The organism is Gammaproteobacteria bacterium (assembly GCA_030949385.1).
Taxonomy (GTDB): domain Bacteria; phylum Pseudomonadota; class Gammaproteobacteria; order JAUZRS01; family JAUZRS01; genus JAUZRS01.
Window position 1 is genome coordinate 1 of record JAUZSP010000010.1, and the last position, 22155, is coordinate 22155.

Genomic DNA, 22155 nt, shown 5'->3' on the forward strand with positions numbered 1-22155 from the left:
GCAGGTGCAATGCCCTTCGGTTATTGCACCCTACGGAATGTGGAGGTCATAAATTTTGAGGTGGGTATAATATGATGCTCATGTTTCATGACCCAAAATGCAGTGAGGCCATTTTATTATGCAGCCGGACGTTCGTTGGAAGCAGCGTTTTCAAAATTATGTGAATGCCTTAGCTGAGTTGTCGGAAGCGATTGAGCTACAGCAGCAGAGGCCATTGTCAAAGCTGGAAAAACAGGGCTTTGTGAAAGCGTTTGAATTTACTCATGAGTTGGCTTGGAACGTCATCAAGGACTATTTTTTCTATCAGGGTAACAGTCAAATTATGGGCTCGCGGGATGCAACCCGTGAAGCCTTTCAAAAAGGTTTGATTACGGATGGCGATAATTGGATGCGCATGATCAAAACGCGCAACAAAGCCGTACATACCTACGATGAAGAGATGGCGCGTGAGGTGATCGAAACCACCACGACGCTGTATTACCCCTTGTTTGTTGATTTAGAAAAGGTCATGGCAGGGCTGGCGTTGCATGATTGATTTGAGCAAAACAGGCTTGCCCGCCAAGAGCATCGAAAAAATACAGCATGTGTTCTCTCATTATTCCGAAATCCAGCAGGTAATTTTGTACGGTTCCCGAGCAAAGGGCACGTATCGTCGCGGTTCTGATATTGATATGACGGTGATGGGTGACGAACTCAGCGGTGCGGCACTGTTGCAGCTTGAGGTGGAGCTGGATGATCTGTTGTTGCCCTATAAAATTGATTTAAGCCTGTTTCGACAGATTTCAAATGTGGCCTTGAAAGAGCACATTGAACGGGTTGGGGTTGAGTTTTATAACGTCAAAATTGATTTTCCTGTTCGCTGATGTTGGATCGCGTGGGTGTAGGGGCGAATTCTATATTCGCCCTTTTTATTTACGGTGATGTGATTGAGGCAAGGGCGGAAATGGATTCCGCCCCTACGGTGGTGATGTTCCAATGTTTGGGTTGGTTACAGCAGGTGCAATGCCCTTCGGTTATTGGCACCCTACGATCTTGAAAAACAGCTGAATGGGGTTAGGATGGGGTGGTGATCATTTATCAAGGGAGAACGTGTTGATGTCTAGAACAGTAGAGGAACTTGAGGCGGAGGTGACTCAGCTACCAAAGGATCAGTTGGCGCTGTTTCGTGCTTGGTTTGAAGCCTTTGATGCGCATCATTGGGATAAGCAGGTTGAGGCAGATGTGGCGGCAGGTAAGTTGGATGCTCTTGCTGATGCTGCGTTGGCGGAGCATCGTACTGGTAAGACGAAGCGTTTGTGATGGATCACTTTGCTAGCTTAAAATTGCGTGCATAATTTTCATCGTGCTGAAGGTTGGGTCGCGTGGGTGTAGGGGCGAATTCTATATTCGCCCTTTTATTTACGGTGATGTGATTGAGGCAAGGGCGGAAATGGATTCCGCCCCTACGGTGGTGAGGTTTACCTATTGGGTCTGTTTTATCGCAGGTGCAATGCCCTTTGGTTATTGCACCCTACGGTGCAACCATCTCAAGCGCATGAATAAAGCGAAAATCTTTTCTGTTGTAGGTAAGCAGCGGGATGCGGTGTTCAAGAGCGGTGGCGGCAATTAGGCTGTCGCTCATCTCCAAAGTGTGGCTTTTAGCGTAACGGCGCATCAGCGTGAGGGCGGTGGCTGAAATGGCGCTGCTGAGCTGGAGCGTCTCGAAGACGCGCAGAAAGTGTTCGATGTTCGCCACCTCCTGTTTGTTGTGTGCGCCGTGAATCAATTCCATGATAGAAAGTACCGAAATGCGGGGCGGTTGGCTCAGGGTGCAGATCTGCGCTTGGGTCTGAGGGTTTCGTTTCAGCAGCTCAATCAGCACATTGGTATCCAACAAAGTCATGCTCTTCCTTCTGTTTTGCAACTCAATTGTGTGTTGCTATAGTGCCATAGAGTTGCTTAAAATTCCCCGCTGCGTGATTCAGGTGAAGAAAAACAAAACTTCCCTTTTTTATAACTTTGTCTATACTTCCCTTTAAGGGAACTTTGAGGTGGCATGAAGCTTTTGGGTCGGGATAAACTACAAAAGTTTGGTAACAAGCATGATCGCGCCAAAAGTGCTTTGGATGCTTGGTTCAATGAGGTGGAAAATTCCGACTGGAAAACACCTCAAGAGATCAAAAATCGTTACAACAGCGCCGATTTTCTCTCAGGTAATCGGGTGATCTTTAACATCAAAGGCAATCATTATCGTTTGGTGGTAAAGGTGCGCTATAAAAATGGCATTGTGGTAATCCAATGGGTTGGCACACATGCGGAGTACGATAAACAGAGTTTTTAAAGGGGAAATGTGATGAATCACATCAAACTCATTTGCTCCGATGAGGAGCACGAAAAAGCGATGGATCGCTTGATGGATCAGATGGATCTGGAGCCAAAAGAGGGCAGCCGTGAAGCCGATGATTTGGAGCTGTTGGCTTTCTTGATTGAAGCGTACGAAAAAGAGCATTTTCCAATGGATCTACCCGATCCCATTGCTGCGATTCAGTTTCGCATGGAACAGCAGGGCTTGCGTAAAAAAGACCTGATCCCCTACTTAGGATCAGCATCGAAAGTGACCGAAGTATTGAACGGTACTCGTGGACTGAGCACCCAGATGATTCGCCGTCTTAGCGAAGGTCTCTGTATTTCGGCACAGGTCTTGATTCAAGCCCCAAAGCCGGTTAATAGCCATGCTCCAAAATTGGAGGGTGAACAGTTTCCATTGGCTGAGATGCACAAACGAGGCTACTTTAAAGCGTTTAAGGGCTCCTTGAGTGAGCTAAAAGCCAACGCCAGCGAGCAGATGCGCTGCTTTTTGCAGTCAGTGCAGGGCGGATTAGAGTTGCAACCAGCACTGCTGCGAAGCAGTGCGCAACGCAGTGGCAGCCATCGAGAGGTGGATTCGATGGCCGTTTGGGCGTGGCAGGTGAAGGTCTTACAACAGGCGGAAGCGGAGTCGTTGCCAGAGTATCGTGAAGGCTGTGTGACCCCTGAATGGATGCAGACCTTGGCGCAACTGTCGTGGTCAGAGCAGGGGCCAAAATTGGCCAAGGAGTATCTGAACCGTTATGGCATTCATCTGATTTTTGAGCAACATCTGCCTAAAACTTATCTGGATGGAGCAGCGCATCGGCACACAGGCTGCAATCCCGTGATTGCATTGACCTTGCGCTACGACCGAGTGGATCATTTTTGGTTTAGCTTGCTGCATGAGTTGGCGCATCTGGCGCTGCATTTGACTGAAGAGCAGTCGTGGTTTGTGGATGATCTGTACAGCGGAGAGCAAACGGATCAGCGAGAGCAGGAGGCCGATGCGTTGGCGCAACGGATCTTGTTGCCTATTGAAGAGGCTGAGTTGTTGGCCGTGAGTGAGGTTGATGAGGTGAAGGCTTTGGCGCAAAAGCTCAATGTTTCGGCCTGCATTGTGGCGGGTCGGTTGCGTCATGAGCGTGATAACCATCGTTTGTTTGGTAAACGTTTTCGGGATCGTCTGCCTGAGTGGGTTAAAACGTAAGGCTGTGTCAGGTGCAATGCCCTTTGGTTATTGACACCCTACGGTGGTTGGGTTGAACGGATAGGCTGTGAGAACGGCTGGGTAGGGCAGTTGAATCACATGTTTTTCCCACTCAAAACACCTTTTGGCAATTAATTTCTCTTTATCCCTTCACATTTGCCAGATTTCGAGTAAAATCCGCCGATCCATGTAAGGCTGCCGTGTGCAGCCCTTTTTTATGTTATGCAGATTTTGAGGTTTTGACCCGATGGTAACCATTCGTCTTTCCCGTGGTGGCGCTAAAAAGAAGCCGTTTTATCAAGTAGTTGTAACCGACAGCCGTAACCGTCGTGATGGCCGTTATATTGAGCGTGTTGGTTTCTTCAACCCAATGGCTCGCGGTCAGCAAGAACGTGTTCGTTTGGACATGGAGCGTGTAGATCACTGGATTGGCAATGGTGCACAGTTGTCTGATCGTGTTGCTAGCATTGTTAAAGAAAATAAAAAATCCCAAGCCAGCAGCTAAGACGTGAGTCAGCTGGAGTCCGATGACAGCCCCGTTATTTTGGGTACCGTCTCTGGGCTTTACGGTGTTCGGGGTTGGGTGAAGGTCTATTCTCACACGCAGCCTCGTGACGGTATTTTGGACTACAATCCGTGGTTGTTAAAAACCGCTCAGGGTTGGAAGTCCGTTAAGCGCATTGGCGGACGAGTACACGGCAAAGGCATTGTGGTCTGTTTTGAGGGCTATCAAGATCGTGACCTCGCAGCCACCTTGCTGAGTGCGGAGATTGCGGTACGTCCCGAACAACTGCCGGATCTGCACGATGAGGTCTACTGGCGCGACTTAGTCGGTCTGCGCGTTGAGACGATCAACGGAGTGCAGCTTGGTACCGTGGATCATCTGTTTGAAACCGGTGCCAACGATGTGATGGTGGTCAAAGGTGAGCGGGAACGCTTAATCCCTTGGTTGCCAAAGCAGGTCATCGTTGATGTGGATCTGGCCGCTGGTCTGATGCAGGTCGATTGGGATCCGGACTTTTAGCCGATGCGTTTTGATGTCATCACACTGTTTCCCGAGTTGGTGCAGAGTGTGACTGCTTGCGGTGTGGTGGGGCGAGGGCGAGACCAGCAGCGTTTGAGTCTCACCTGTTGGAACCCACGGGATTACAGCCACAATCGTCATCGTCGTGTGGATGATCGTCCTTACGGCGGTGGTCCTGGGATGGTGATGCAGCTGCCACCGTTGCGAGATTGCCTTGAGGCAGTCAAACAGCAGGCGTCGCAGAGCCGTGTGATCTATCTCAGTCCACAAGGGCGCAAGCTGGATCAGGCGGGGGTTTCGGAGCTGGCGCAGACGTCGGGTTTGATTTTTATCGCTGGACGTTATGAAGGCGTTGATGAGCGTTTTATTCAACGCTACGTTGATGAGGAGTGGTCACTGGGTGATTACGTTCTCAGTGGTGGCGAGTTAGCGGCGATGGTGATGATTGATGCCATCAGCCGTTTTATCCCTGGGGTTTTGGGGGATGCGGAATCGGCGCAACAGGACTCCTTTATGGAGGGTCTGTTGGACTGTCCGCATTACACCCGCCCAGAACAGGTGGACGGTGACACGGTGCCTAAGGTGCTGTGCAGCGGCGACCACAAAGCGATTAAACGCTGGCGTAGAATGCAGGCGTTGGGACGAACGGAGTTACGGAGGCCGGAGTTGTTGGACGGTCTGGAATTGAGTGAAGAGGATCGTTTGTTGTTGCAGCAATTTCAAGCGCAGCAGAGCTGATTTTTTTACAGCGATTATTATTGAGTTTTGGAGAAAGAGATGAGCAACATCATTGCAGAAATAAACGCGGAACAGATGGGCCAGGAAATTCCTGCCTTTTCTCCTGGCGATACGATTGTCGTTCAGGTTAAAGTAAAAGAAGGCACTCGTGAGCGTTTGCAGGCGTTCGAAGGCGTTGTGATTGCCAAACGTAATCGTGGCTTGCACTCTGCCTTCACCGTGCGCAAAATCTCTCACGGTGTGGGTGTTGAGCGTGTGTTTCAGACCTACAGCAAAATCATTTCTGAGATCGAAATCAAACGTCGCGGTCGGGTTCGCCAAGCGAAACTCTACTACTTGCGCGGTTTGACCGGCAGAGCGGCGCGTATCCGCGAAAAGCTGTAAGGCTTTTTATCAGCATGTTGTTGATGCCGATCAAAAACGGGCGGGTGATGCAGATCACTCGCCCGTTTTGCGTTGTGGCGGCGCTCTGTTTTGCTGGCTCGAATGTGGTCAGAGCCGATTCGGTGGCCGATTTACAGTCTCTATTGGACGGCGGCCAGCCGCAGTTGGCGCTGGCTTTGGCTGAGCGTTCATCTGATCCCAAGCTGGAAAGAGCTTCTATAGAGTGGCTGTTTCAGGCGCGTTTGTGGTCGCAGTTGGAGTCACGACTGAGACAGTCACAGCAGAGTGATGATCCGCAAACCGTTTTGTGGAGCCAAGAGCAGCAGGTCAGAATGGCGCTGCGACGGGGGCAAGGTGAGACCGCCTTGGCTCTGTTGCGAGAGTTGCTCTGGACTAAAGAGGCGACTGCAAGTGACGTGTCGCGCTGGCGGTTGCAGATTGTGCAAGCCTATCTGTTGATGCACAACGTCGCCGATACGGAGAGCGCATGGCGACGTTTTCAGCTTGATTACCCGCAGCAGGCGAGTCAGCACACTTTGTTGCAGGCGCGTCTGTTATTGATGGCGGGGCGTTTTTCTGAAGTGCTGAAACTGCCAAAACAGAGGTCGGCTCCGTGGTTGGCGTTGCAGGGTTTGGCGCAGCTGCAAGGCGAAAAAGAGTCTTCAGGTAAGCTGTATCGTCAGTTCAAAAAACGCGCTGAGAAAAACTCCAACAGCGATCAACAGCGTGCTTATTTTTGGTTGCTGGCGGCCAAAGCCGCGCAAGCGCAGGGTGAGTTGGTCAATATCGCTCTGGCGAGTGATTTTGCCCTGCGTTTTCAGAGCACCTTGTCCGTTGAGTTGTTATTGCAGATTAAGCCCAGAGAGGTTTGGCAGGCGTATTTAAACTACGGTCAGCGGCTGGGTAACGAAGCAAATTTGCTGCTGGGTGACGATGGGGCTTGGTTTACCGAGGTGGCGGCCTCTTTGCCACTGCACCCTGTTCGAGCCAAATCTTTGCTTGCGGTGGTGGCCTTGATGGGCGGCAGTGAGGCGGCACGAGCGCAGGCGCATTGGCAGCTGTTGGAATTGCTGCGTGGCGATGAATTGGGTGAAGCGCAGATTCGGGCGCTCTATCTCAATTCGGCGCGTTTTCCAGCAACGAGCGATGTTCCACTGGTGGTGCGTTTACACCTGCAACAACAGGCGCTGGATGATTCTGATGTGCGATTAGCCAAGCGGCTCGCCTTGCCGTTGCAGCCGTTGCCGGAGGGATTTGCTGGTATTGACCTTGGTCTGTCGCGGGTTTTGGCGCTGTTGTTGGTCAACGAGGTGCAGCAGGCCGCTGCACAAATGAGTGAGCTGCTGGCGTTTGAATCGGTCTGGACGTTGGCGCAACGGCTGCGTTTGCACGGTTTTGTTGCCGATCTGCTGGCACGTCAGCAGCCCCAGTTGGCCGCTGAATTGTTGGAGCAGATGGCGCTGTTGCCCCAAACGCGCTCCGAGCGGGTGCAGTGGTGGTTTGCGATGGCGCAGGTGAAGCAGGCCGAGGCTGAGTTGCTTTGCGCCAGTCGTTTTTATTTAAAGGCGGCGGAGTTGAGCGGGGGCGCACAGCGTTGGCGGCATACATCCTTGCGCCGCGCCGCGCAGAGTTTGAAACAGGCCGGTCTGCTGGCGGATGCACGGCGGCTTTATCGGCGTTTGTTGTCTGAGAGTCAAGATGCCTTTCAGCGCGCTGAGTTGATTGCTGAGATGGAGGGGTAGGGCAAATATTTTTTGGCTCTTAGAAGGCGTCTTTCCCTTGGAAATCCGCTTTGTCTCTGTTCCCAGAGCCATTTTGTGCTAGAATTCGCGCCTTTATTTATCCCCCTTCTCTGTCCAGGATAGCCCCTTTCAATGGTTGATGACACGCAAGAGATCCTACCGGTAAACCTCGAAGATGAGATGAAGCAGTCCTATTTGGACTACGCCATGAGCGTCATTATTGGTCGCGCATTGCCCGACGTTCGTGATGGTTTGAAGCCGGTTCATCGGCGTGCACTCTACGCCATGAGTGTTTTGGGTAACGATTGGAACAAAGCCTATAAAAAGTCCGCTCGGGTGGTGGGGGATGTGATTGGTAAGTACCACCCGCATGGTGATTCAGCGGTTTACGACACCATCGTGCGAATGGCTCAGCCGTTTTCGCTGCGTTACATGCTGGTGGACGGCCAAGGTAACTTTGGTTCTGTGGACGGTGATGCTCCAGCGGCGATGCGTTACACCGAAGTGCGCATGGCGCGCATTGCTCATGAGTTGATGGCCGACCTTGAGAAAGAGACGGTGGACTTCGTACCCAACTACGACGGCACCGAAAGTGAACCTGCGGTTTTTCCAACCCGTCTGCCTAACTTGTTGATCAACGGCTCCACCGGCATCGCTGTGGGCATGGCGACCAACATTCCGCCGCACAACATCAATGAAGTGGTTAACGCCACCATCGCTTTGATCGACGACCCTGAGCTGGACATTGCCGCTTTGATGCAGCATCTACCTGGGCCGGACTTTCCCACTGCGGGCATCATCAACGGTGCGCGCGGCATTCGAGAGGCCTACAACACCGGTCGAGGGCGTATCCATGTGCGCGCCAAGGCGGAGATTGAGACCAATAAAAAAGGCCGTGAGAGCATCATCGTCACCGAATTGCCTTATCAGGTCAACAAAGCCCGTCTGTTGGAAAAAATTGCCGAGTTGGTAAAAGATAAAAAACTGGAGGGTATCTCCGGTTTGCGTGACGAGTCGGACAAAGACGGTATGCGGATGGTGGTGGAGCTGAAACGCGGGGAGATGGCCGAGGTCATTCTCAACAACCTGTATCAGCAGACTCGAATGCAGTCGGTGTTCGGCATCAATATGGTTGCTCTGATCGACGGTGAGCCACGTCTGCTGAATCTGAAACAAATTTTGGATGCCTTTATTCGTCACCGGCGTGAAGTGGTCACCCGCCGGACGCTCTTTGAGCTGCGCAAAGCCCGTGAACGCACCCATGTTCTGGAGGGGCTGGCCATCGCCTTGGCCAACATTGATCCGATTATTAAAGTCATCAAAGACGCGCCGAATCCCGCTACGGCCAAAGAGCGTCTTTTGGCGACCCACTGGCCGCTCGGGCTGGTGGCGGATATGTTGCAGCGTTCTGGTGCTGATGCGTCACGGCCTGAACATTTGGCGGCGGAATTTGGTCTGCAAGAGAACGCCGAATACCGGCTTTCGCCCGTGCAAGTGCAGGCTATTTTGGATCTGCGTCTGCATCGCTTGACGGGGCTAGAACAGAATAAGATCCTGCAAGAGTACAATGAACTGCTGGCAAAAATCGCCGATCTGTTGGACATCTTGCGTAATCCTGAGCGTTTGATGCAAGTGATTCGGGACGAACTGGAACAGGTGTTAGAGCAGTTTGGTGATGAACGTCGCACCCAGATCTTGATTGATCACTCCGATCTGACCGTGGAAGACCTGATCACCGAAGAGGATGTGGTGGTGACCCTCTCTCATGCCGGTTACGCCAAAGCGCAACCGCTGTCCGATTACGCCACTCAGCATCGAGGCGGGCGTGGCAAGTCTGCGACGCGGATGAAAGACGAAGATTTTATCGACAAGCTGTTTATCGCCAGCACTCACGACACCATGCTTTGTTTCTCCAGCTTGGGCAAAGTCTACTGGAAGAAGGTCTATGAACTGCCGCTGGCCAGTCGCGGCTCTCGCGGTCGTCCCATCGTCAATCTGCTACCGCTGGAAAAGGAAGAGCGGATTAACGCCATTTTGGCGGTGCGCGAGTTCTCCGAGGATCAGTTTATCTTTATGGCCACCCGTAAGGGCGTGGTGAAAAAGACCCCGCTGTCGCACTTCTCGCGGCCACGCAGCAACGGCATTATCGCCCTTGATTTGCGCGACGGGGATCAGCTGATTGGGGTTGATCTCACCGATGGCGAAAAGGATGTGATGCTGTTCTCCAGCGGCGGTAAAGCGATTCGCTTTAAAGAGGAGACGGTACGTGCCATGGGTCGTACTGCGGCGGGCGTGCGTGGCATTCGTCTTGGCGAAGAGCAGCAGGTGATCTCCTTGATTGTGGTTAATGAAGGTGAAATTCTGACTGTGACTGAAAACGGTTACGGCAAACGCAGCCCAGTGGATGAGTACCGCTTGATCGGTCGCGGTGGCCAAGGGGTGGTTTCGATTCAGACCTCTGAGCGCAACGGCGCGGTGGTGGGGGCGATTCAGGTGCTGGAGGAGGATGAGATCATGCTGATCTCCGATCACGGCACTTTGGTGCGCACCGCCATCAACGAAGTGCGCAGCATGGGGCGCAATACCCAAGGGGTGCGCTTAATTCGACTCTCTAAAGGTGAGCTGCTAGCCGAGGTTGAGCGAGTGGTAAAAGAAGAGGGTGAGGAGACAGAGGAAAATGCAGATGCCAAACAGGCGGGTTCTGCTCTTGATTCTGATTCGTCTGATGTTACAGAAATACCGTCGTAATACCGGTCATTCCCGCGTGTCAGCGGGAAGCCATTATTCACTAAGCATTTTTTGATCTTCTGAGGACACCTTTGTTATGTCACGACTGTTTAACTTTAGCGCGGGTCCCGCCACGCTGCCCAGTGACGTTTTGCAGCAAGCCAGTGATGAGATGTTGGACTGGCGCGGCAGCGGCATGTCTGTGATGGAGATGAGTCATCGCGGCGAGGCATACACCGCCATTGCCAAACAGGCGGAGGCAGATCTGCGTGAGTTGTTGGCGATTCCAGATAACTACAAAGTGTTGTTTCTGCAAGGGGGGGCATCGAGTCAATTTGCCATGGTGCCGATGAACGTACTGCGTGGCAAAGGCAAAGCGGATTACTTCAATACGGGGCAGTGGTCGAAAAAGGCCATTAAAGAGGCGAGTCGTTACTGCAAAGTGAATCTGGTTGCCTCCAGCGAAGCAGATAACTTCAGTACTGTGCCCGATGCTGCCAGTTGGAATTTCAGTGACGATGCAGCGTACATTCACTACACCCCTAATGAGACCATCGGTGGGGTGGAGTTTGATTGCATCCCCAGTAACGGTGAGGTGCCGGTTGTTGCGGACATGTCTTCTACCATTTTATCGCGTCCCATTGATGTCAGCCGTTTTGGTGCAATTTACGCGGGGGCGCAGAAAAACATCGGCCCTGCGGGTTTGACCATTGTCATTGTGCGTGATGATCTGATCGGCCAGACCATCGCCGGTACGCCGAGCATGTTTGATTATAAAAAACAGGCTGACAACGGTTCCATGCTCAATACCCCCGCCACCTACGGCTGGTATTTGGCCGGTTTGGTTTTCAAGTGGCTGAAAAAACAGGGCGGTTTGGCGGCGATGGCAGAGGTTAACGAACGTAAAGCGGCCAAGTTGTATGCCGCCATTGATGGCTCTGATTTTTACGCCAATCCGGTGGTGCCTAAATACCGCTCTTGGATGAACGTGCCGTTCAGTTTGGCCAATGGGGATCTGGACGCTGAATTTTTGCGCGGTGCAGCAGAGGTGGGTTTGCTTACCCTTAAAGGCCATCGCACGGTGGGCGGAATGCGCGCCAGCATTTACAACGCCATGCCCGAAGCGGGGGTGGATGCGCTGGTGGCGTACATGGCTGATTTTGAAGCGCGCAAGGCTTAAGTTTTTGCGGCGCAGCTTTGATGAAAAATGGAACAGTGGCATGAGTGAAGAGAAAAGCCTAGTGCAGTTACGCGATGAAATCGACGGCATTGACCGTCAGATTCACACCTTGCTTAATCGGCGCGCCGAGTGCGCTCAGCAGGTGGCGCTGGTGAAACGGCGCAGCGATGCGGCGGCGGTTTTTTATCGTCCTGAACGCGAAGCACAGGTGCTGCGCGCGGTGGCCCAGCGCAATTCAGGGCCACTGCCCGATGCGAGTGTGGCGCGTCTGTTTCGAGAGATCATGTCCGCTTGTTTGGCGCTGGAACAGCCGATGACCGTGGCCTATTTAGGTCCCGAAGGCACCTTTACCCAAGCGGCGGTGATCAAGCAGTTTGGCCATGCGGTGGCGACTCAACCCCTTGCGGCGATCAACGAGGTGTTTCATGAGGTGGAGTCGGGGCGCGCCGCCTACGGTCTGGTGCCGGTGGAAAACTCCATCGGGGGCATGGTGACGCACACCTTGGATCTGTTTGTGAACTCGGCCTTGAACGTCTGCGGTGAGGTGGTGATTCGCATTCACCAGCAACTGTTGAGCAAAGTCGAGCAGCTCTCCGAGATCAAACGGGTTTACTCCCATCAACAATCTTTGATGCAGTGCCGTGATTGGTTGCAGAAAAATTTGCCTGAAGTCGAACGCATCGAGGTCAGCAGCAACGCCGAGGCGGCGAAGCTGGCTGCCGCTGAGCAGGGCAGCGCGGCAATTGCCAGTGAAAGCGCCGCTGAGCTGTATCAACTGCCCATCTTGGTGACCAACATCGAAGACAACGCCGACAACACCACCCGTTTTTTGGTCATCGGTGAAGATCAGGTGGCGGCCAGTGGCAAGGATAAAACCTCCTTGCTGGTCTCTACTGCCAACCGTCCTGGGGCGCTGTTTGAGCTGTTGCAACCTTTGGCGGAAGCGGGCTTGAGCTTGAGCCGGATTGAGTCTCGCCCCAGCGGCGAGGGTTTATGGAAGTATCTGTTTTTTATTGATCTGGAAGGGCACGCTGACGATGAAGAGGTCAAGTCGGCCTTGGCGCACCTGCAAGAGCAGGCGGCGCTGTTTCGTCTCTTGGGCAGCTACCCACAAGCGGTGTTGTAGATGAAGATGGAAGCCGTGGTTTGTGATGCGGTGGCGCACTTGACCCCCTACCTGCCAGGCAAGCCGATTGAGACCTTGCAGCGTGAGTTGGGTCTGACAGAGATCATTAAATTGGCCTCGAATGAAAATCCGCTGGGAGCCTCGCCGCTGGCACAAAACGCCCTCACAACGGCGCTGACGGAGTTGCACCGTTACCCTGATGGTTCGGGGTTTTTGCTGCGCCAAGCGTTGGCGGGCAAATTTAACCTACAGGCGGGACAGATCACGCTGGGCAACGGCTCCAACGATGTTTTGGATCTGATTGCGCGTACCTTTTTGACCACGGGTTGTAACGCGGTTTTTTCTGAGCAGGCCTTTGCTATTTATCCCATCGTCACTCAAGCGGTGGGAGCACAGGCGCGAGTGGCGAAAGCCTATCCTGCTGATCACGCCATGCCCTACGGTCACGATCTCGATGCGCTGCTGGCGCAGGTGGACGAAAAAACGCGATTGATTTTTATCGCCAACCCAAACAATCCCACTGGCACGTGGTTTGAGCGCCCCGCGTTGCTCGACTTTTTACAGGCCGTGCCGGAGCAGGTCGTGGTGGTGTTGGATGAGGCCTACACAGAGTACGTTGAAGACGACAATTTTCCCGATGGTTTGGCGCTGTTGGCGCAGTTTCCCAACCTGATCGTGAGCCGAACCTTCTCTAAAATTTACGGCTTGGCCGGTTTACGCTGCGGTTATGCCGCCTCTTCAGCGGAAATCGCCGACTATTTGAACCGAATCCGCCAGCCTTTTAATGTCAACAGTTTGGCTCTGGCCGCCGCGACAGCGGCGCTGGGTGACGACGATTTTGTCCAGCGCAGTGCGGAGCATAATCGCCTTGGTTTGAAGCAATTGAGAGACGGCGTGAGGGCGTTGGCGTTGAGCGGTCTGCCGTCGGTGGCCAACTTTATCACTGTGGACCTGAATCAAGTGGCGCAGCCGGTGTTTGCTGCCTTGCTGAAAAAAGGCGTGATCGTCAGGCCAGTGGCCAACTACGGTTTGCCCAATCATCTGCGCATCAGCGTGGGTTTGCCGGAAGAGAACCGGCGTTGTTTGGCCGCTCTGGCTGAGGTTTTGGCGTGAAACGCATTGTCATTGTCGGTGTGGGTCTGATCGGCGGCTCCTTTGCGTTGGCCTTGAAGGCGAATGGCTTTAAGGGTGAAATTGTCGGTGCGGGGCGCAGCGCCACTCGGTTGCAGGTCGCGCAGGATCTGGGCGTGATCGACCGCTTTGAGACCGATCTGGCCGAGGCGGTTCGGGGCTGTGAGTTGGTGCTGTTGGCCGTGCCGATGGGGGCGATGCGCAGCACCTTGTTGGCGCTGCGGTCGGGGTTGAGCGATGAGACGATTATTAGCGATGCGGGCAGCGTCAAAGGCAGTTTTGTTGCCGATGTGCGTTCGGTGCTGGCAAATTGCGCACGGGTGGTGCCTGGTCATCCCATTGCGGGTACGGAAAACAGCGGCGTGGAGGCGGCTTTTGCCACTTTGTATCAAGGCCGTCGAGTGATTTTAACCCCCCTCGAAGAGAGCGAACCCAGTGCGGTGGCGGCGGTGCAGGCGCTCTGGCAACAGACCGGCGCGCAGGTGGAGTGTCTCGCCGTTGAGCATCACGACCGTGTGTTGGCGGCCACCAGCCATCTGCCCCATCTGCTGGCGTTTTCGCTGGTGAACACCTTGACTGAGCTGCAAGAGCGCGAGGAGATTTTCCGTTACGCTGCCGGTGGTTTTCGGGATTTTAGTCGCATTGCCTCCAGTGATCCGCGCATGTGGCGTGACATCTCGTTGGCCAATCAAGAGGCTCTGTTGGCGGTGTTGGGTAATTTTCAGGCGAACCTTTCTCAATTGGCTGAGTCGATTCGCCAGCGCGACGGCGAGGCCATCGAGCAACGCTTTCAACGCGCCAAACTCAGTCGAGACGGTTTTTGCGGCTGAGATACTGTATTTATTGTAGGGGCGGATTCCATATCCGCCCTTGATGGAATATCAGCAAAGGTTAGCAGGGCAGATATGGAATCTGCCCCTACGGATCGGTGGATAGCACAGATCATAAATTAATGTTCGTGGGTGGTTTTTGCCACCCCTTTTTTTTATCTGCACTTTTTAACAAAGGTCCAAAGCTATGTCTGGATCAAAATTGCGTTATCAGCTTCAAGCGGGCGGTAAACTCTGTGGGGAGTTGCGTGTGCCTGGGGATAAATCCATTTCGCACCGTTCGATTATGTTGGGTTCTCTGGCCAACGGCACGACCCGCATCACGGGGTTTTTGCAGGGTGAGGACAGCCTGAATACCTTGCGTGTGTTTCAGGCCATGGGGGTCGAGATCGACGGCCCGACGCAGAGCGGCGAGGTGATGATTGAGGGCGTGGGGCTGCACGGCCTCAAAGCGCCGACGGGGGTGCTTAATGTGGGCAACTCCGGTACCTCCATGCGCCTGCTGTCGGGGCTGTTGGCGGCACAGAAATTTGATTGCGAACTGGTGGGGGATGATTCGCTCAGCAAACGTCCGATGCGGCGGGTGATCGAGCCACTAACACAGATGGGGGCGCAGATTGAAAGTGCTGAAAATGGCGCGCCGCCGTTGAAAATTCACGGTGGGGCGAGTTTGAAAGGCATTGAATACGAAATGCCGATGGCCAGTGCGCAGGTGAAATCGTGTCTGCTGCTGGCGGGGCTGTACGCCGAAGGTGAAACGGCGGTGTTGGAACCCGCGCCGACCCGTGACCACAGCGAACGCATGTTGCGTGGTTTTGGTTATGAGGTAACGGTGGAGGGCAACCGTGCCCGTTTGCGCGGCGGCGGTGAGCTGAGCGCCACGGAGATCGACGTGCCTGCGGACATCTCTTCGGCGGCGTTTTTTTTGGTCGCGGCCAGCATTGCCGAAGGCTCGGATTTGACTCTGCGCCATGTGGGAGTGAACCCGACTCGCACCGGCATTATTGATATTCTCAGACTGATGGGGGCGAACATTCAGCTGCAAAATGAGCGGTTGGTGGGCGGCGAGCCGGTGGCGGATTTGCGTGTGCGTTCAGCGTCGTTGCGGGGCATTGATATTCCCCGCGAATTGGTGCCACTGGCGATTGATGAGTTTCCGGTGCTGTTTGTCGCCGCCGCTTGTGCCAAAGGCCGTACGGTGTTGACCGGAGCGGAAGAGCTGCGGGTGAAAGAGAGCGACCGCATTCAGGTGATGGCCGATGGTCTGCACATTTTGGGCATTGATGCGCTGCCGACCAGTGATGGCATGATCATCGAGGGTGGGCGTTTGACCTCGGGTACGGTGGATTCTGCCGGTGATCATCGCATTGCGATGGCCTTTGCAGTGGCTTCTTTGCGTTCGCAAGGCTCGATTAGGATTGATGATTGTGACAATGTGAACACGTCGTTTCCTGATTTTGTTGCTCTGGCGGGACGTGTGGGTCTCTATGTGCGGGAGAGCAAAGTATGAGCATTCCAGTGATTACCATTGATGGCCCGAGTGGTTCGGGTAAGGGTAGCATTGCTCAGCGAGTGGCCACGGCGTTGGGCTTTCATCTGTTGGACAGCGGGGCGTTGTATCGCCTCACGGCGTTGGCGGCGAGTAAAAAAGGCGTTTCGATGCAGGCGGAAGCAGAGTTGGCGACGTTGGCCGAAGAATTGGACGTGCAGTTTGTGGCGCAAGCTGAGGGTGAAGCGCAGGTGCTGCTGGCGGGTGAAGAGGTCAGCTTGGCGATTCGTGAAGAGCAGTGCGGCATGAACGCCTCTAAAATTGCGGCTTTGCCGTCGGTGCGAGCGGCGTTATTGCAGCGCCAACGTGATTTTTGCCAAGCGCCAGGGCTGGTGGCCGATGGGCGTGATATGGGTAGCGTGGTCTTTCCCGAGGCGGTTTTAAAAGTTTTTTTTAACCGCTTCGGCAAAAGAACGCGCCAGTCGGCGTTTTTTACAGTTGAAGGCGCGGGGAATTGATGTTAGTTTGCGCGGCTTGGTAAAGGACATTGAGGAGCGCGATGCGCGGGACATCAACCGCAGCGTTGCCCCTCTGAGACCCGCCGACGACGCTGTTTTGCTCGACTCCACCTCCATGTCCATTGACGCGGTGGAAGCAAGAGTGTTGTCTTTGGTGGCGTCCATAAGCTAATTGCAACGAAAGGGTCGGAGTACCGGTTTCGTTATTTTTCATAACCGTACGGCTTGATAAGGATGTTGTGCAAGTCTGTATTGCTCGTTTAACTCAAGGTTACTATCTAAATGTCTGAATGTTTTGCGGATCTCTTCGAAGAAAGCTTAGCCACAACCCAAATGAAACCGGGTTCCATCCTCATGGGCACCGTGGTCGAAATCAATCAAGATTTTGTCATGGTCAGTGCAGGTCTAAAATCAGAGGGTGTGATTCCTCTGAACCAATTCTTCAATGAAAAAGGTGAATTGGAAGTTGCGGTTGGTGATGAGGTGGAAGTGGCGCTGGATTCCGTCGAAGACGGTTTTGGTGAAACTCGTCTCTCGCGTGAAAAAGCCAAACGTGCGCGTGCTTGGACGGTGCTGGAAGAGGCGCAAGAGTCTGACGAAATCATCAAAGGCATGATCACCGGTAAAGTCAAAGGCGGCTTCACCGTTGAGATCAACGACATCCGTGCGTTCTTGCCTGGTTCCTTGGTTGATGTGCGTCCCGTGCGTGACACCGCGTACTTGGAAGGCAAAGAGCTGGACTTTAAAGTCATCAAATTGGATCGTCGTCGCAACAACGTGGTGGTTTCACGTCGTGCAGTGGTGGAATCTGAGTTCAGCCAAGAGCGTGAAGAGCTGCTGAAAAACTTGCAAGAAGGTCAAGACGTTAAAGGCATCGTCAAGAACCTCACCGATTACGGTGCGTTCTTGGATCTGGGCGGCATCGACGGTCTGTTGCACATCACCGACATGGCTTGGAAACGGGTCAAACATCCTTCCGAAGTGGTTGAAGTCGGTGATGAAGTCATGGTTAAAGTGCTCAAGTTCGACCGCGAGCGCAACCGTGTTTCTCTTGGTCTGAAACAGCTGGGCGAAGATCCTTGGGTCGAAATCAGCCGTCGTTACCCTGTGGGCAGCCGCCTGTTCGGTAAGGTCACCAACATCGCCGATTACGGTTGTTTTGTTGAGATCGAAGAGGGTGTTGAAGGTTTGGTTCACGTTTCCGAAATGGATTGGACCAACCGCAACGTCAATCCTTCTAAGGTTGTGCAGTTGGGTGATGAGTCTGAAGTGGTCATTCTGGACATCGACGAAGAGCGTCGTCGCATCTCCTTGGGGATGAAGCAGTGTCAGTCCAACCCTTGGGACGATTTTGCAGTGAACAACAGCAAAGGCGACCGTGTTGCCGGTAAGATCAAATCCATCACCGATTTTGGTATCTTCATCGGTCTGGAAGGCGGCATCGACGGCTTGATCCATCTCTCTGATCTTTCTTGGAGCGAAACCGGCGAAGAAGCCGTACACAACTTCAAGAAAGGCGACGAGATCGAAGCGGTTGTGTTGTCCGTTGATCCTGAGCGTGAGCGCATCTCCTTGGGTGTTAAACAGTTGGACAAAGACCCCTTCGCTAACTTCGTGGCCGATAACCCCAAACGCAGCATTGTGACCGGTAAGGTTCTTTCTGTTGATGCTAAGGGTGCGATCATTGATCTGGGCGACGGCGTGGAAGGCATGTTGCGTTCTACTGAACTCTCTCGTGACCGTGTTGAAGATGCGCGCAGCATTTTGAACGAAGGTGACGACGTGGAAGCCAAGTTCATCGGCATCGACCGCAAAAACCGCGTCATCAGCCTCTCTATCAAAGCGAAAGAGAGCGATGAAGAAGCGGAAGTGTTGCAGGATTACAGCAACACCGCTCCTGCGGGCAGCACCACTTTGGGCGACATTCTCAAAGAGCAGATGAGCAAGAAATAAACCTCTGCTCAACAGTGAGAGGCGGATATCGCCTTTCATCTGATTTTATAGGGTTAAGCAGTTGTTTCTATTAACCTTATCAACGAAAGCCGCCCTTGTTTAAGGGCGGCTTTCGTTGTATGGTTTGTCGTGCCGTTTATGATTTTTAGGAAAAAAGCATGACGAAGTCTGAATTGATCGAAATACTCTCTAGAAAACAGAGCCATCTGGCACAAAAGGACGTTGAGCTGGCGGTGAAAAGCTTGCTTGAGAAAATGAGTCAAGCACTTGCTGGCGGAGATCGCATCGAGGTGCGCGGCTTTGGCAGTTTTTGCCTGCACTTTAGGCCGCCACGTTCGGGGCGAAACCCAAAAACAGGTGAATCGGTGCTGCTCGATGGCAAATACGTGCCGCATTTTAAGCCCGGAAAAGAGCTGCGCGAGCGGGTCAATAACGGCGCTAAATAGGATTGATCTCAATGTTACGTCTGTTGTGGATTTTGGTGGTGATGGCGCTGCTGGCTTTGGTGGCGGTGTTTGCTTATTTTAACGCCACCCCCGTTGAGCTGAGTTACCTCTCTGGTGAGGTGAGTATGCCACTCTCTCTGATTGTGGCGGTGGCCTTTGCCCTCGGGTGCATCTTCTGTTATTTCCTCTATCTGCCGTTTTTCTTCGGTCAAAAAGCAGAGATCCGCCGCCTTCAGCGTTTGGATCGAAAAACGCTTGAGCGTAAAAAAGTCTAATTCCTACCTTTAAAACAGAACCCTGAAAGATGAATCTGCCTGAAAAAACCCCGCGCGTTATTGTTGCTCTTGATTACCCCCGTGCTGAATCTGCGCTGGCGTTTGTGGCCAAGTTAGAACCGAAACTGTGCCGTCTGAAAGTGGGTAAGGAGTTGTTTACCCGCGCAGGACCCAAGCTGGTTTCACAGTTGGTGGGTCAGGGTTACGACGTTTTTCTTGATCTAAAGTACCATGATATTCCCAATACCACCGCCGCTGCCTGTCGTGTGGCCGCTGATCTGGGGGTCTGGATGATGAACGTGCATGCCTTGGGTGGTTCACGCATGATGCTGGCGGCTCAAGAGGCGTTGGATAAAAGCAGTGGCCAAACGCCGCTTCTGATCGCAGTGACCATTCTCACCAGTATGCAGCAGCATGATTTACAGGAGTTGGGCATCAGTGATGCACCTGCCGAAATGGTACGGCGTTTGGCGGGGCTGGCTCAGCAGAGCGGCTTGGATGGGGTGGTCTGTTCGGCACAAGAGGCGAGTGTGTTGCGTCAGCAGTGTGGGGAGGGCTTCTCTCTGACCACCCCAGGGATTCGTCCAGCGGGTGCGGATGTCGGGGATCAAAAACGGGTGATGACGCCCGCAGAGGCGTTGCAAGCGGGCAGTGATTATTTGGTGATTGGGCGACCGATTACGCAGGCGGCTGATCCTTGTCAGGCCTTGCTGGATGTTAATGAGTCGATTGAGGTGATTTAGGTGTGAGAGGACGAAAGGGCGGAACATTTTCCGCCCCTACCGTGCGGGGGATTTACAACTTTTGCTGTAAAAACTCAATCACGTTGGCCAAATCAATGTCTTGGCTTTTTTCATCGGAACGACCTCGGTACTCCAGTTTGCCCTCTTTCAAGCCGCGATCACTGATGACGATGCGGTGCGGAATGCCGATCAGCTCCATGTCGGCAAACATGAAACCCGGACGGGCTTGGCGGTCATCCAACAGCACCTCAATGCCCGCTGCTTGCAGTTGCTGGTAGAGTTTGTCGGCTTCGGCTTTCAGCCCTTCTGATTTGTGCATGTTGATTGGTACCAGAGCGACCTGAAACGGGGCGATGGCGTGTGGCCAAAGAATGCCGTTGTCGTCGTGGTTCTGCTCGATGGCGGCAGCCACCACGCGGGAAACGCCGATGCCGTAACAGCCCATGCTCATGACCTGCGGTTTGCCTCTTTCATCCAATACCTTGGCTTCCAGTGCGGTGCTGTATTTGTCACCCAGCTGGAAGATGTGGCCTACCTCAATGCCGCGCACAATCTCCAGTTTGCCCTGTCCGTCGGGGCTGGCATCACCGGCTTGTACGTTACGCAGATCGGCAGCGCTGGCTTCGGGCAGATCTCGTTGCCAGTTCACCCCAGTGAGATGTTGGCCGTCTTGATTGGCGCCACAGACAAAATCGGCCACGTTCAAGGCGCTGTGATCGGCAATCACGGGGATCTCTAGGCCACGAGGGCCGATGGAGCCGGGCGCACACCCGGCAGCGTCTTGCACCGCCGCTTCGCTGGCAAATTCAAAGGGTTCGGCCACTTGCGGTAGTTTTTCTGCTTTGATTTCGTTCAGCTCGTGATCGCCACGCAGCACCAGCGCCACCACGGGAGCCTCTTCCTCTGCACCCACCACCAGCAAGGTTTTTAGGCAGTGAGCGGCAGGCACCTTGAGGAACTGGCTTAGCTCTTCGATGCTGTGTTGGTTGGGGGTTTCGACGGTGCTGAGTTTGGCGCTGGCCGCAGGGCGAGGTTCGGTGGGGGGCAAGGCTTCGGCTTTCTCTACGTTGGCGGCGTAGTCGCTGCTGTCAGAGACGGCGATGGCGTCTTCACCGCTGTCGGCCAGCACATGGAACTCGTGGGAGGCGTTGCCGCCGATGCTGCCGGTGTCCGCTTGCACTGGGCGGAAGTTCAGCCCCAGCCGAGTGAAAATACGCTGGTAGGCAGAAAACATATCGTCGTAGGTCTGTTGCAGTGATTCTTGAGTCAGATGAAACGAGTACGCGTCTTTCATTAGAAATTCACGGGCGCGCATCACCCCAAAACGGGGGCGGATTTCATCGCGGAATTTGCTCTGAATCTGGAAAAAATTGATCGGCAGTTGTTTGTAGCTTTTCAACTCGCGGCGCGCCAGATCGGTGATGATCTCTTCGTGAGTGGGGCCAAAGCAAAAATCGCGCTGGTGACGGTCTTTAAAGCGCAAAAGTTCAGGGCCATATTGCTGCCAGCGTTCCGACTCTTGCCACAGCTCTGCCGGTTGCACGGCGGGCATCAGCAATTCGATGGAGCCTGCCGCTTCCATCTCTTCGCGCACGATGCGCTCCACTTTGCGCAGTACGCGCAGCCCCAGGGGCAACCAAGTATAGAGACCAGAGGCGAGACGGCGGATTAATCCGGCGCGCAGCATCAGTTGGTGGCTGCTGATTTCGGCATCAGCAGGGGTCTCTTTGAAGGTGGAGATATGAAATTGGGATACGCGCATGGTGATGGAATCGTCCGCTAAAAAAGCCGCCATTGTAGCAGTTATGGCGTTTTTTTCGTGGGCAAAAATGAAGCGGAGATTATGGGCAGTGTTCTGCTATTTGCGCTCTGATTTTTTGAATTTTGGCGGCTTTCTGTTCCGCACCGAGAGCGATGATGCTGCCGTCAGGGGCTTTTTCGGAGATGTGTTGGCGGGTTTGCAACATGTTGATGTTTTGGCGCGATTTTTCGCAGAAGGCTTGACGTTGTTGCTGCTCTTTTTTCTCTTTGGCGCTGAAGGTTTGGGTGAGGTTTTTCAGCTCTCGTCGTTCAGCGAGGCCGTCGGTTTGCTGTCGCAGCGTGTCTTGTGCTTTGGTTGCGGCGCGGTAGTGGCGTTGGCTGATTTTTTCAGCGGGTCGTCCCAAGGGGGGGTGTTGGGTGTATTGGGTTACGCCTTGATCGTCAGCCCAGCGATAAACAGCGTTCTCTGCGCTGGCGCTGAGGGTGAACAGAAACAGCAGGCCGCCAAGCAGCCAGTGGGAAGGTGTGGGCATCGCGTCGGTTCCTCATGCAG

The 22155-nt window shown here is 53.7% G+C and carries 23 protein-coding genes and 2 pseudogenes; 22 read left to right on the forward strand and 3 right to left on the reverse strand.

What is annotated here, in order from left to right:
- Positions 1-115 precede the first annotated feature (115 nt).
- The 4 genes from Q9O24_13280 to Q9O24_13295 are packed head-to-tail and all read left to right on the forward strand — an operon-like array spanning position 116 to position 1299.
- Positions 116-535, forward strand: a complete 420-nt coding sequence (locus tag Q9O24_13280) for a nucleotidyltransferase substrate binding protein (protein ID MDQ7076084.1) — start codon at positions 116-118, stop codon at positions 533-535.
- Positions 528-863: a nucleotidyltransferase domain-containing protein gene (locus Q9O24_13285; GenBank protein MDQ7076085.1), complete on the forward strand. Its 336-nt coding sequence runs from the start codon at positions 528-530 to the stop codon at positions 861-863. The genes Q9O24_13280 and Q9O24_13285 overlap by 8 nt, the downstream gene beginning before the upstream one ends.
- Positions 863-1036, forward strand: a complete 174-nt coding sequence (locus Q9O24_13290; GenBank protein ID MDQ7076086.1) for a hypothetical protein — start codon at positions 863-865, stop codon at positions 1034-1036. The genes Q9O24_13285 and Q9O24_13290 overlap by 1 nt, the downstream gene beginning before the upstream one ends.
- Positions 1037-1095: 59 nt before the next feature.
- Positions 1096-1299 carry a hypothetical protein gene (locus tag Q9O24_13295; protein MDQ7076087.1) on the forward strand — a complete coding sequence of 68 codons (204 nt, stop codon included), beginning with the start codon at positions 1096-1098 and terminating at the stop codon, positions 1297-1299.
- Between the two features lie 211 nt (positions 1300-1510).
- On the opposite strand, the gene Q9O24_13300 is transcribed toward Q9O24_13295, so the two are convergent.
- Positions 1511-1882: a type II toxin-antitoxin system VapC family toxin gene (locus Q9O24_13300; protein MDQ7076088.1), complete on the reverse strand. Its 372-nt coding sequence runs from the start codon at positions 1880-1882 to the stop codon at positions 1511-1513.
- A 153-nt stretch (positions 1883-2035) separates the two neighbouring features.
- On the opposite strand from Q9O24_13300, the gene Q9O24_13305 reads away from it, so the two are divergent.
- From Q9O24_13305 to pyrF, 18 genes and pseudogenes are all read left to right on the forward strand, one after another.
- A complete protein-coding gene (locus tag Q9O24_13305; GenBank protein ID MDQ7076089.1) occupies positions 2036-2320 on the forward strand; it encodes a type II toxin-antitoxin system HigB family toxin in 285 nt (94 codons plus the stop codon).
- A 12-nt stretch (positions 2321-2332) separates the two neighbouring features.
- Entirely contained in the window at positions 2333-3535 is a 1203-nt protein-coding gene (locus Q9O24_13310) for an ImmA/IrrE family metallo-endopeptidase (GenBank protein MDQ7076090.1), read from the forward strand.
- A gap of 247 nt (positions 3536-3782) precedes the next feature.
- Positions 3783-4040, forward strand: a complete 258-nt coding sequence (gene rpsP / locus Q9O24_13315) for a 30S ribosomal protein S16 (protein MDQ7076091.1) — start codon at positions 3783-3785, stop codon at positions 4038-4040.
- A 3-nt stretch (positions 4041-4043) separates the two neighbouring features.
- Positions 4044-4559, forward strand: a complete 516-nt coding sequence (gene rimM, locus Q9O24_13320) for a ribosome maturation factor RimM (protein ID MDQ7076092.1) — start codon at positions 4044-4046, stop codon at positions 4557-4559.
- 3 nt (positions 4560-4562) lie between these two features.
- Positions 4563-5297 (forward strand): tRNA (guanosine(37)-N1)-methyltransferase TrmD, encoded by a 735-nt coding sequence (gene trmD / locus Q9O24_13325; GenBank protein ID MDQ7076093.1) that lies wholly within the window; start codon positions 4563-4565, stop codon positions 5295-5297.
- 39 nt (positions 5298-5336) lie between these two features.
- Entirely contained in the window at positions 5337-5681 is a 345-nt protein-coding gene (gene rplS, locus Q9O24_13330) for a 50S ribosomal protein L19 (protein ID MDQ7076094.1), read from the forward strand.
- Positions 5682-5704: 23 nt separating this feature from the next.
- Positions 5705-7423, forward strand: coding sequence for a hypothetical protein (locus tag Q9O24_13335; protein MDQ7076095.1), 1719 nt, complete (start codon positions 5705-5707; stop codon positions 7421-7423).
- 132 nt (positions 7424-7555) lie between these two features.
- Positions 7556-10171: a DNA gyrase subunit A gene (gene gyrA / locus Q9O24_13340; GenBank protein MDQ7076096.1), complete on the forward strand. Its 2616-nt coding sequence runs from the start codon at positions 7556-7558 to the stop codon at positions 10169-10171.
- A gap of 76 nt (positions 10172-10247) precedes the next feature.
- Positions 10248-11330, forward strand: coding sequence for a 3-phosphoserine/phosphohydroxythreonine transaminase (gene serC, locus Q9O24_13345; GenBank protein ID MDQ7076097.1), 1083 nt, complete (start codon positions 10248-10250; stop codon positions 11328-11330).
- Positions 11331-11370: 40 nt separating this feature from the next.
- Positions 11371-12456, forward strand: a complete 1086-nt coding sequence (pheA, locus tag Q9O24_13350) for a prephenate dehydratase (protein ID MDQ7076098.1) — start codon at positions 11371-11373, stop codon at positions 12454-12456.
- Positions 12457-13569 (forward strand): histidinol-phosphate transaminase, encoded by a 1113-nt coding sequence (gene hisC / locus Q9O24_13355; protein MDQ7076099.1) that lies wholly within the window; start codon positions 12457-12459, stop codon positions 13567-13569.
- A complete protein-coding gene (locus Q9O24_13360; protein MDQ7076100.1) occupies positions 13566-14417 on the forward strand; it encodes a prephenate dehydrogenase/arogenate dehydrogenase family protein in 852 nt (283 codons plus the stop codon). Before hisC ends, Q9O24_13360 begins: the two co-directional genes overlap by 4 nt.
- A 184-nt stretch (positions 14418-14601) precedes the next feature.
- Positions 14602-15927: pseudogene (aroA, locus tag Q9O24_13365) on the forward strand (3-phosphoshikimate 1-carboxyvinyltransferase).
- Positions 15924-16596: pseudogene (cmk, locus tag Q9O24_13370) on the forward strand ((d)CMP kinase). The pseudogenes aroA and cmk overlap by 4 nt, the downstream one beginning before the upstream one ends.
- A gap of 110 nt (positions 16597-16706) precedes the next feature.
- Positions 16707-18377 carry a 30S ribosomal protein S1 gene (rpsA, locus tag Q9O24_13375; protein ID MDQ7076101.1) on the forward strand — a complete coding sequence of 557 codons (1671 nt, stop codon included), beginning with the start codon at positions 16707-16709 and terminating at the stop codon, positions 18375-18377.
- Positions 18378-18535: 158 nt separating this feature from the next.
- Positions 18536-18823 carry an integration host factor subunit beta gene (gene ihfB, locus Q9O24_13380; GenBank protein ID MDQ7076102.1) on the forward strand — a complete coding sequence of 96 codons (288 nt, stop codon included), beginning with the start codon at positions 18536-18538 and terminating at the stop codon, positions 18821-18823.
- A gap of 11 nt (positions 18824-18834) precedes the next feature.
- Positions 18835-19098, forward strand: a complete 264-nt coding sequence (locus tag Q9O24_13385) for a LapA family protein (protein ID MDQ7076103.1) — start codon at positions 18835-18837, stop codon at positions 19096-19098.
- A 29-nt stretch (positions 19099-19127) separates the two neighbouring features.
- Positions 19128-19841 (forward strand): orotidine-5'-phosphate decarboxylase, encoded by a 714-nt coding sequence (pyrF, locus tag Q9O24_13390; protein ID MDQ7076104.1) that lies wholly within the window; start codon positions 19128-19130, stop codon positions 19839-19841.
- Positions 19842-19893: 52 nt separating this feature from the next.
- On the opposite strand, the gene Q9O24_13395 is transcribed toward pyrF, so the two are convergent.
- Positions 19894-21603 carry a proline--tRNA ligase gene (locus Q9O24_13395; GenBank protein ID MDQ7076105.1) on the reverse strand — a complete coding sequence of 570 codons (1710 nt, stop codon included), beginning with the start codon at positions 21601-21603 and terminating at the stop codon, positions 19894-19896.
- 79 nt (positions 21604-21682) lie between these two features.
- The gene (locus tag Q9O24_13400) at positions 21683-22135 is read right to left on the reverse strand and encodes a DUF4124 domain-containing protein (GenBank protein ID MDQ7076106.1); all 453 of its coding nucleotides are present in this window, start codon (positions 22133-22135) and stop codon (positions 21683-21685) included.
- Positions 22136-22155: the final 20 nt, after the last annotated feature.

Coding starts and splice junctions, on each gene's coding strand:
- Q9O24_13285 (MDQ7076085.1), top strand. CDS start 528: ATGATTGATTTGAGCAAAACAGGCTTGCCCGCCAAGAGCATCGAAAAA.
- Q9O24_13290 (MDQ7076086.1), top strand. CDS start 863: ATGTTGGATCGCGTGGGTGTAGGGGCGAATTCTATATTCGCCCTTTTT.
- Q9O24_13295 (MDQ7076087.1), top strand. CDS start 1,096: ATGTCTAGAACAGTAGAGGAACTTGAGGCGGAGGTGACTCAGCTACCA.
- Q9O24_13300 (MDQ7076088.1), bottom strand. CDS start 1,882: ATGACTTTGTTGGATACCAATGTGCTGATTGAGCTGCTGAAACGAAAC.
- Q9O24_13305 (MDQ7076089.1), top strand. CDS start 2,036: ATGAAGCTTTTGGGTCGGGATAAACTACAAAAGTTTGGTAACAAGCAT.
- Q9O24_13310 (MDQ7076090.1), top strand. CDS start 2,333: ATGAATCACATCAAACTCATTTGCTCCGATGAGGAGCACGAAAAAGCG.
- rpsP (MDQ7076091.1), top strand. CDS start 3,783: ATGGTAACCATTCGTCTTTCCCGTGGTGGCGCTAAAAAGAAGCCGTTT.
- trmD (MDQ7076093.1), top strand. CDS start 4,563: ATGCGTTTTGATGTCATCACACTGTTTCCCGAGTTGGTGCAGAGTGTG.
- rplS (MDQ7076094.1), top strand. CDS start 5,337: ATGAGCAACATCATTGCAGAAATAAACGCGGAACAGATGGGCCAGGAA.
- Q9O24_13335 (MDQ7076095.1), top strand. CDS start 5,705: ATGCCGATCAAAAACGGGCGGGTGATGCAGATCACTCGCCCGTTTTGC.
- gyrA (MDQ7076096.1), top strand. CDS start 7,556: ATGGTTGATGACACGCAAGAGATCCTACCGGTAAACCTCGAAGATGAG.
- serC (MDQ7076097.1), top strand. CDS start 10,248: ATGTCACGACTGTTTAACTTTAGCGCGGGTCCCGCCACGCTGCCCAGT.
- pheA (MDQ7076098.1), top strand. CDS start 11,371: ATGAGTGAAGAGAAAAGCCTAGTGCAGTTACGCGATGAAATCGACGGC.
- hisC (MDQ7076099.1), top strand. CDS start 12,457: ATGAAGATGGAAGCCGTGGTTTGTGATGCGGTGGCGCACTTGACCCCC.
- rpsA (MDQ7076101.1), top strand. CDS start 16,707: ATGTCTGAATGTTTTGCGGATCTCTTCGAAGAAAGCTTAGCCACAACC.
- ihfB (MDQ7076102.1), top strand. CDS start 18,536: ATGACGAAGTCTGAATTGATCGAAATACTCTCTAGAAAACAGAGCCAT.
- Q9O24_13385 (MDQ7076103.1), top strand. CDS start 18,835: ATGTTACGTCTGTTGTGGATTTTGGTGGTGATGGCGCTGCTGGCTTTG.
- pyrF (MDQ7076104.1), top strand. CDS start 19,128: ATGAATCTGCCTGAAAAAACCCCGCGCGTTATTGTTGCTCTTGATTAC.
- Q9O24_13395 (MDQ7076105.1), bottom strand. CDS start 21,603: ATGCGCGTATCCCAATTTCATATCTCCACCTTCAAAGAGACCCCTGCT.
- Q9O24_13400 (MDQ7076106.1), bottom strand. CDS start 22,135: ATGCCCACACCTTCCCACTGGCTGCTTGGCGGCCTGCTGTTTCTGTTC.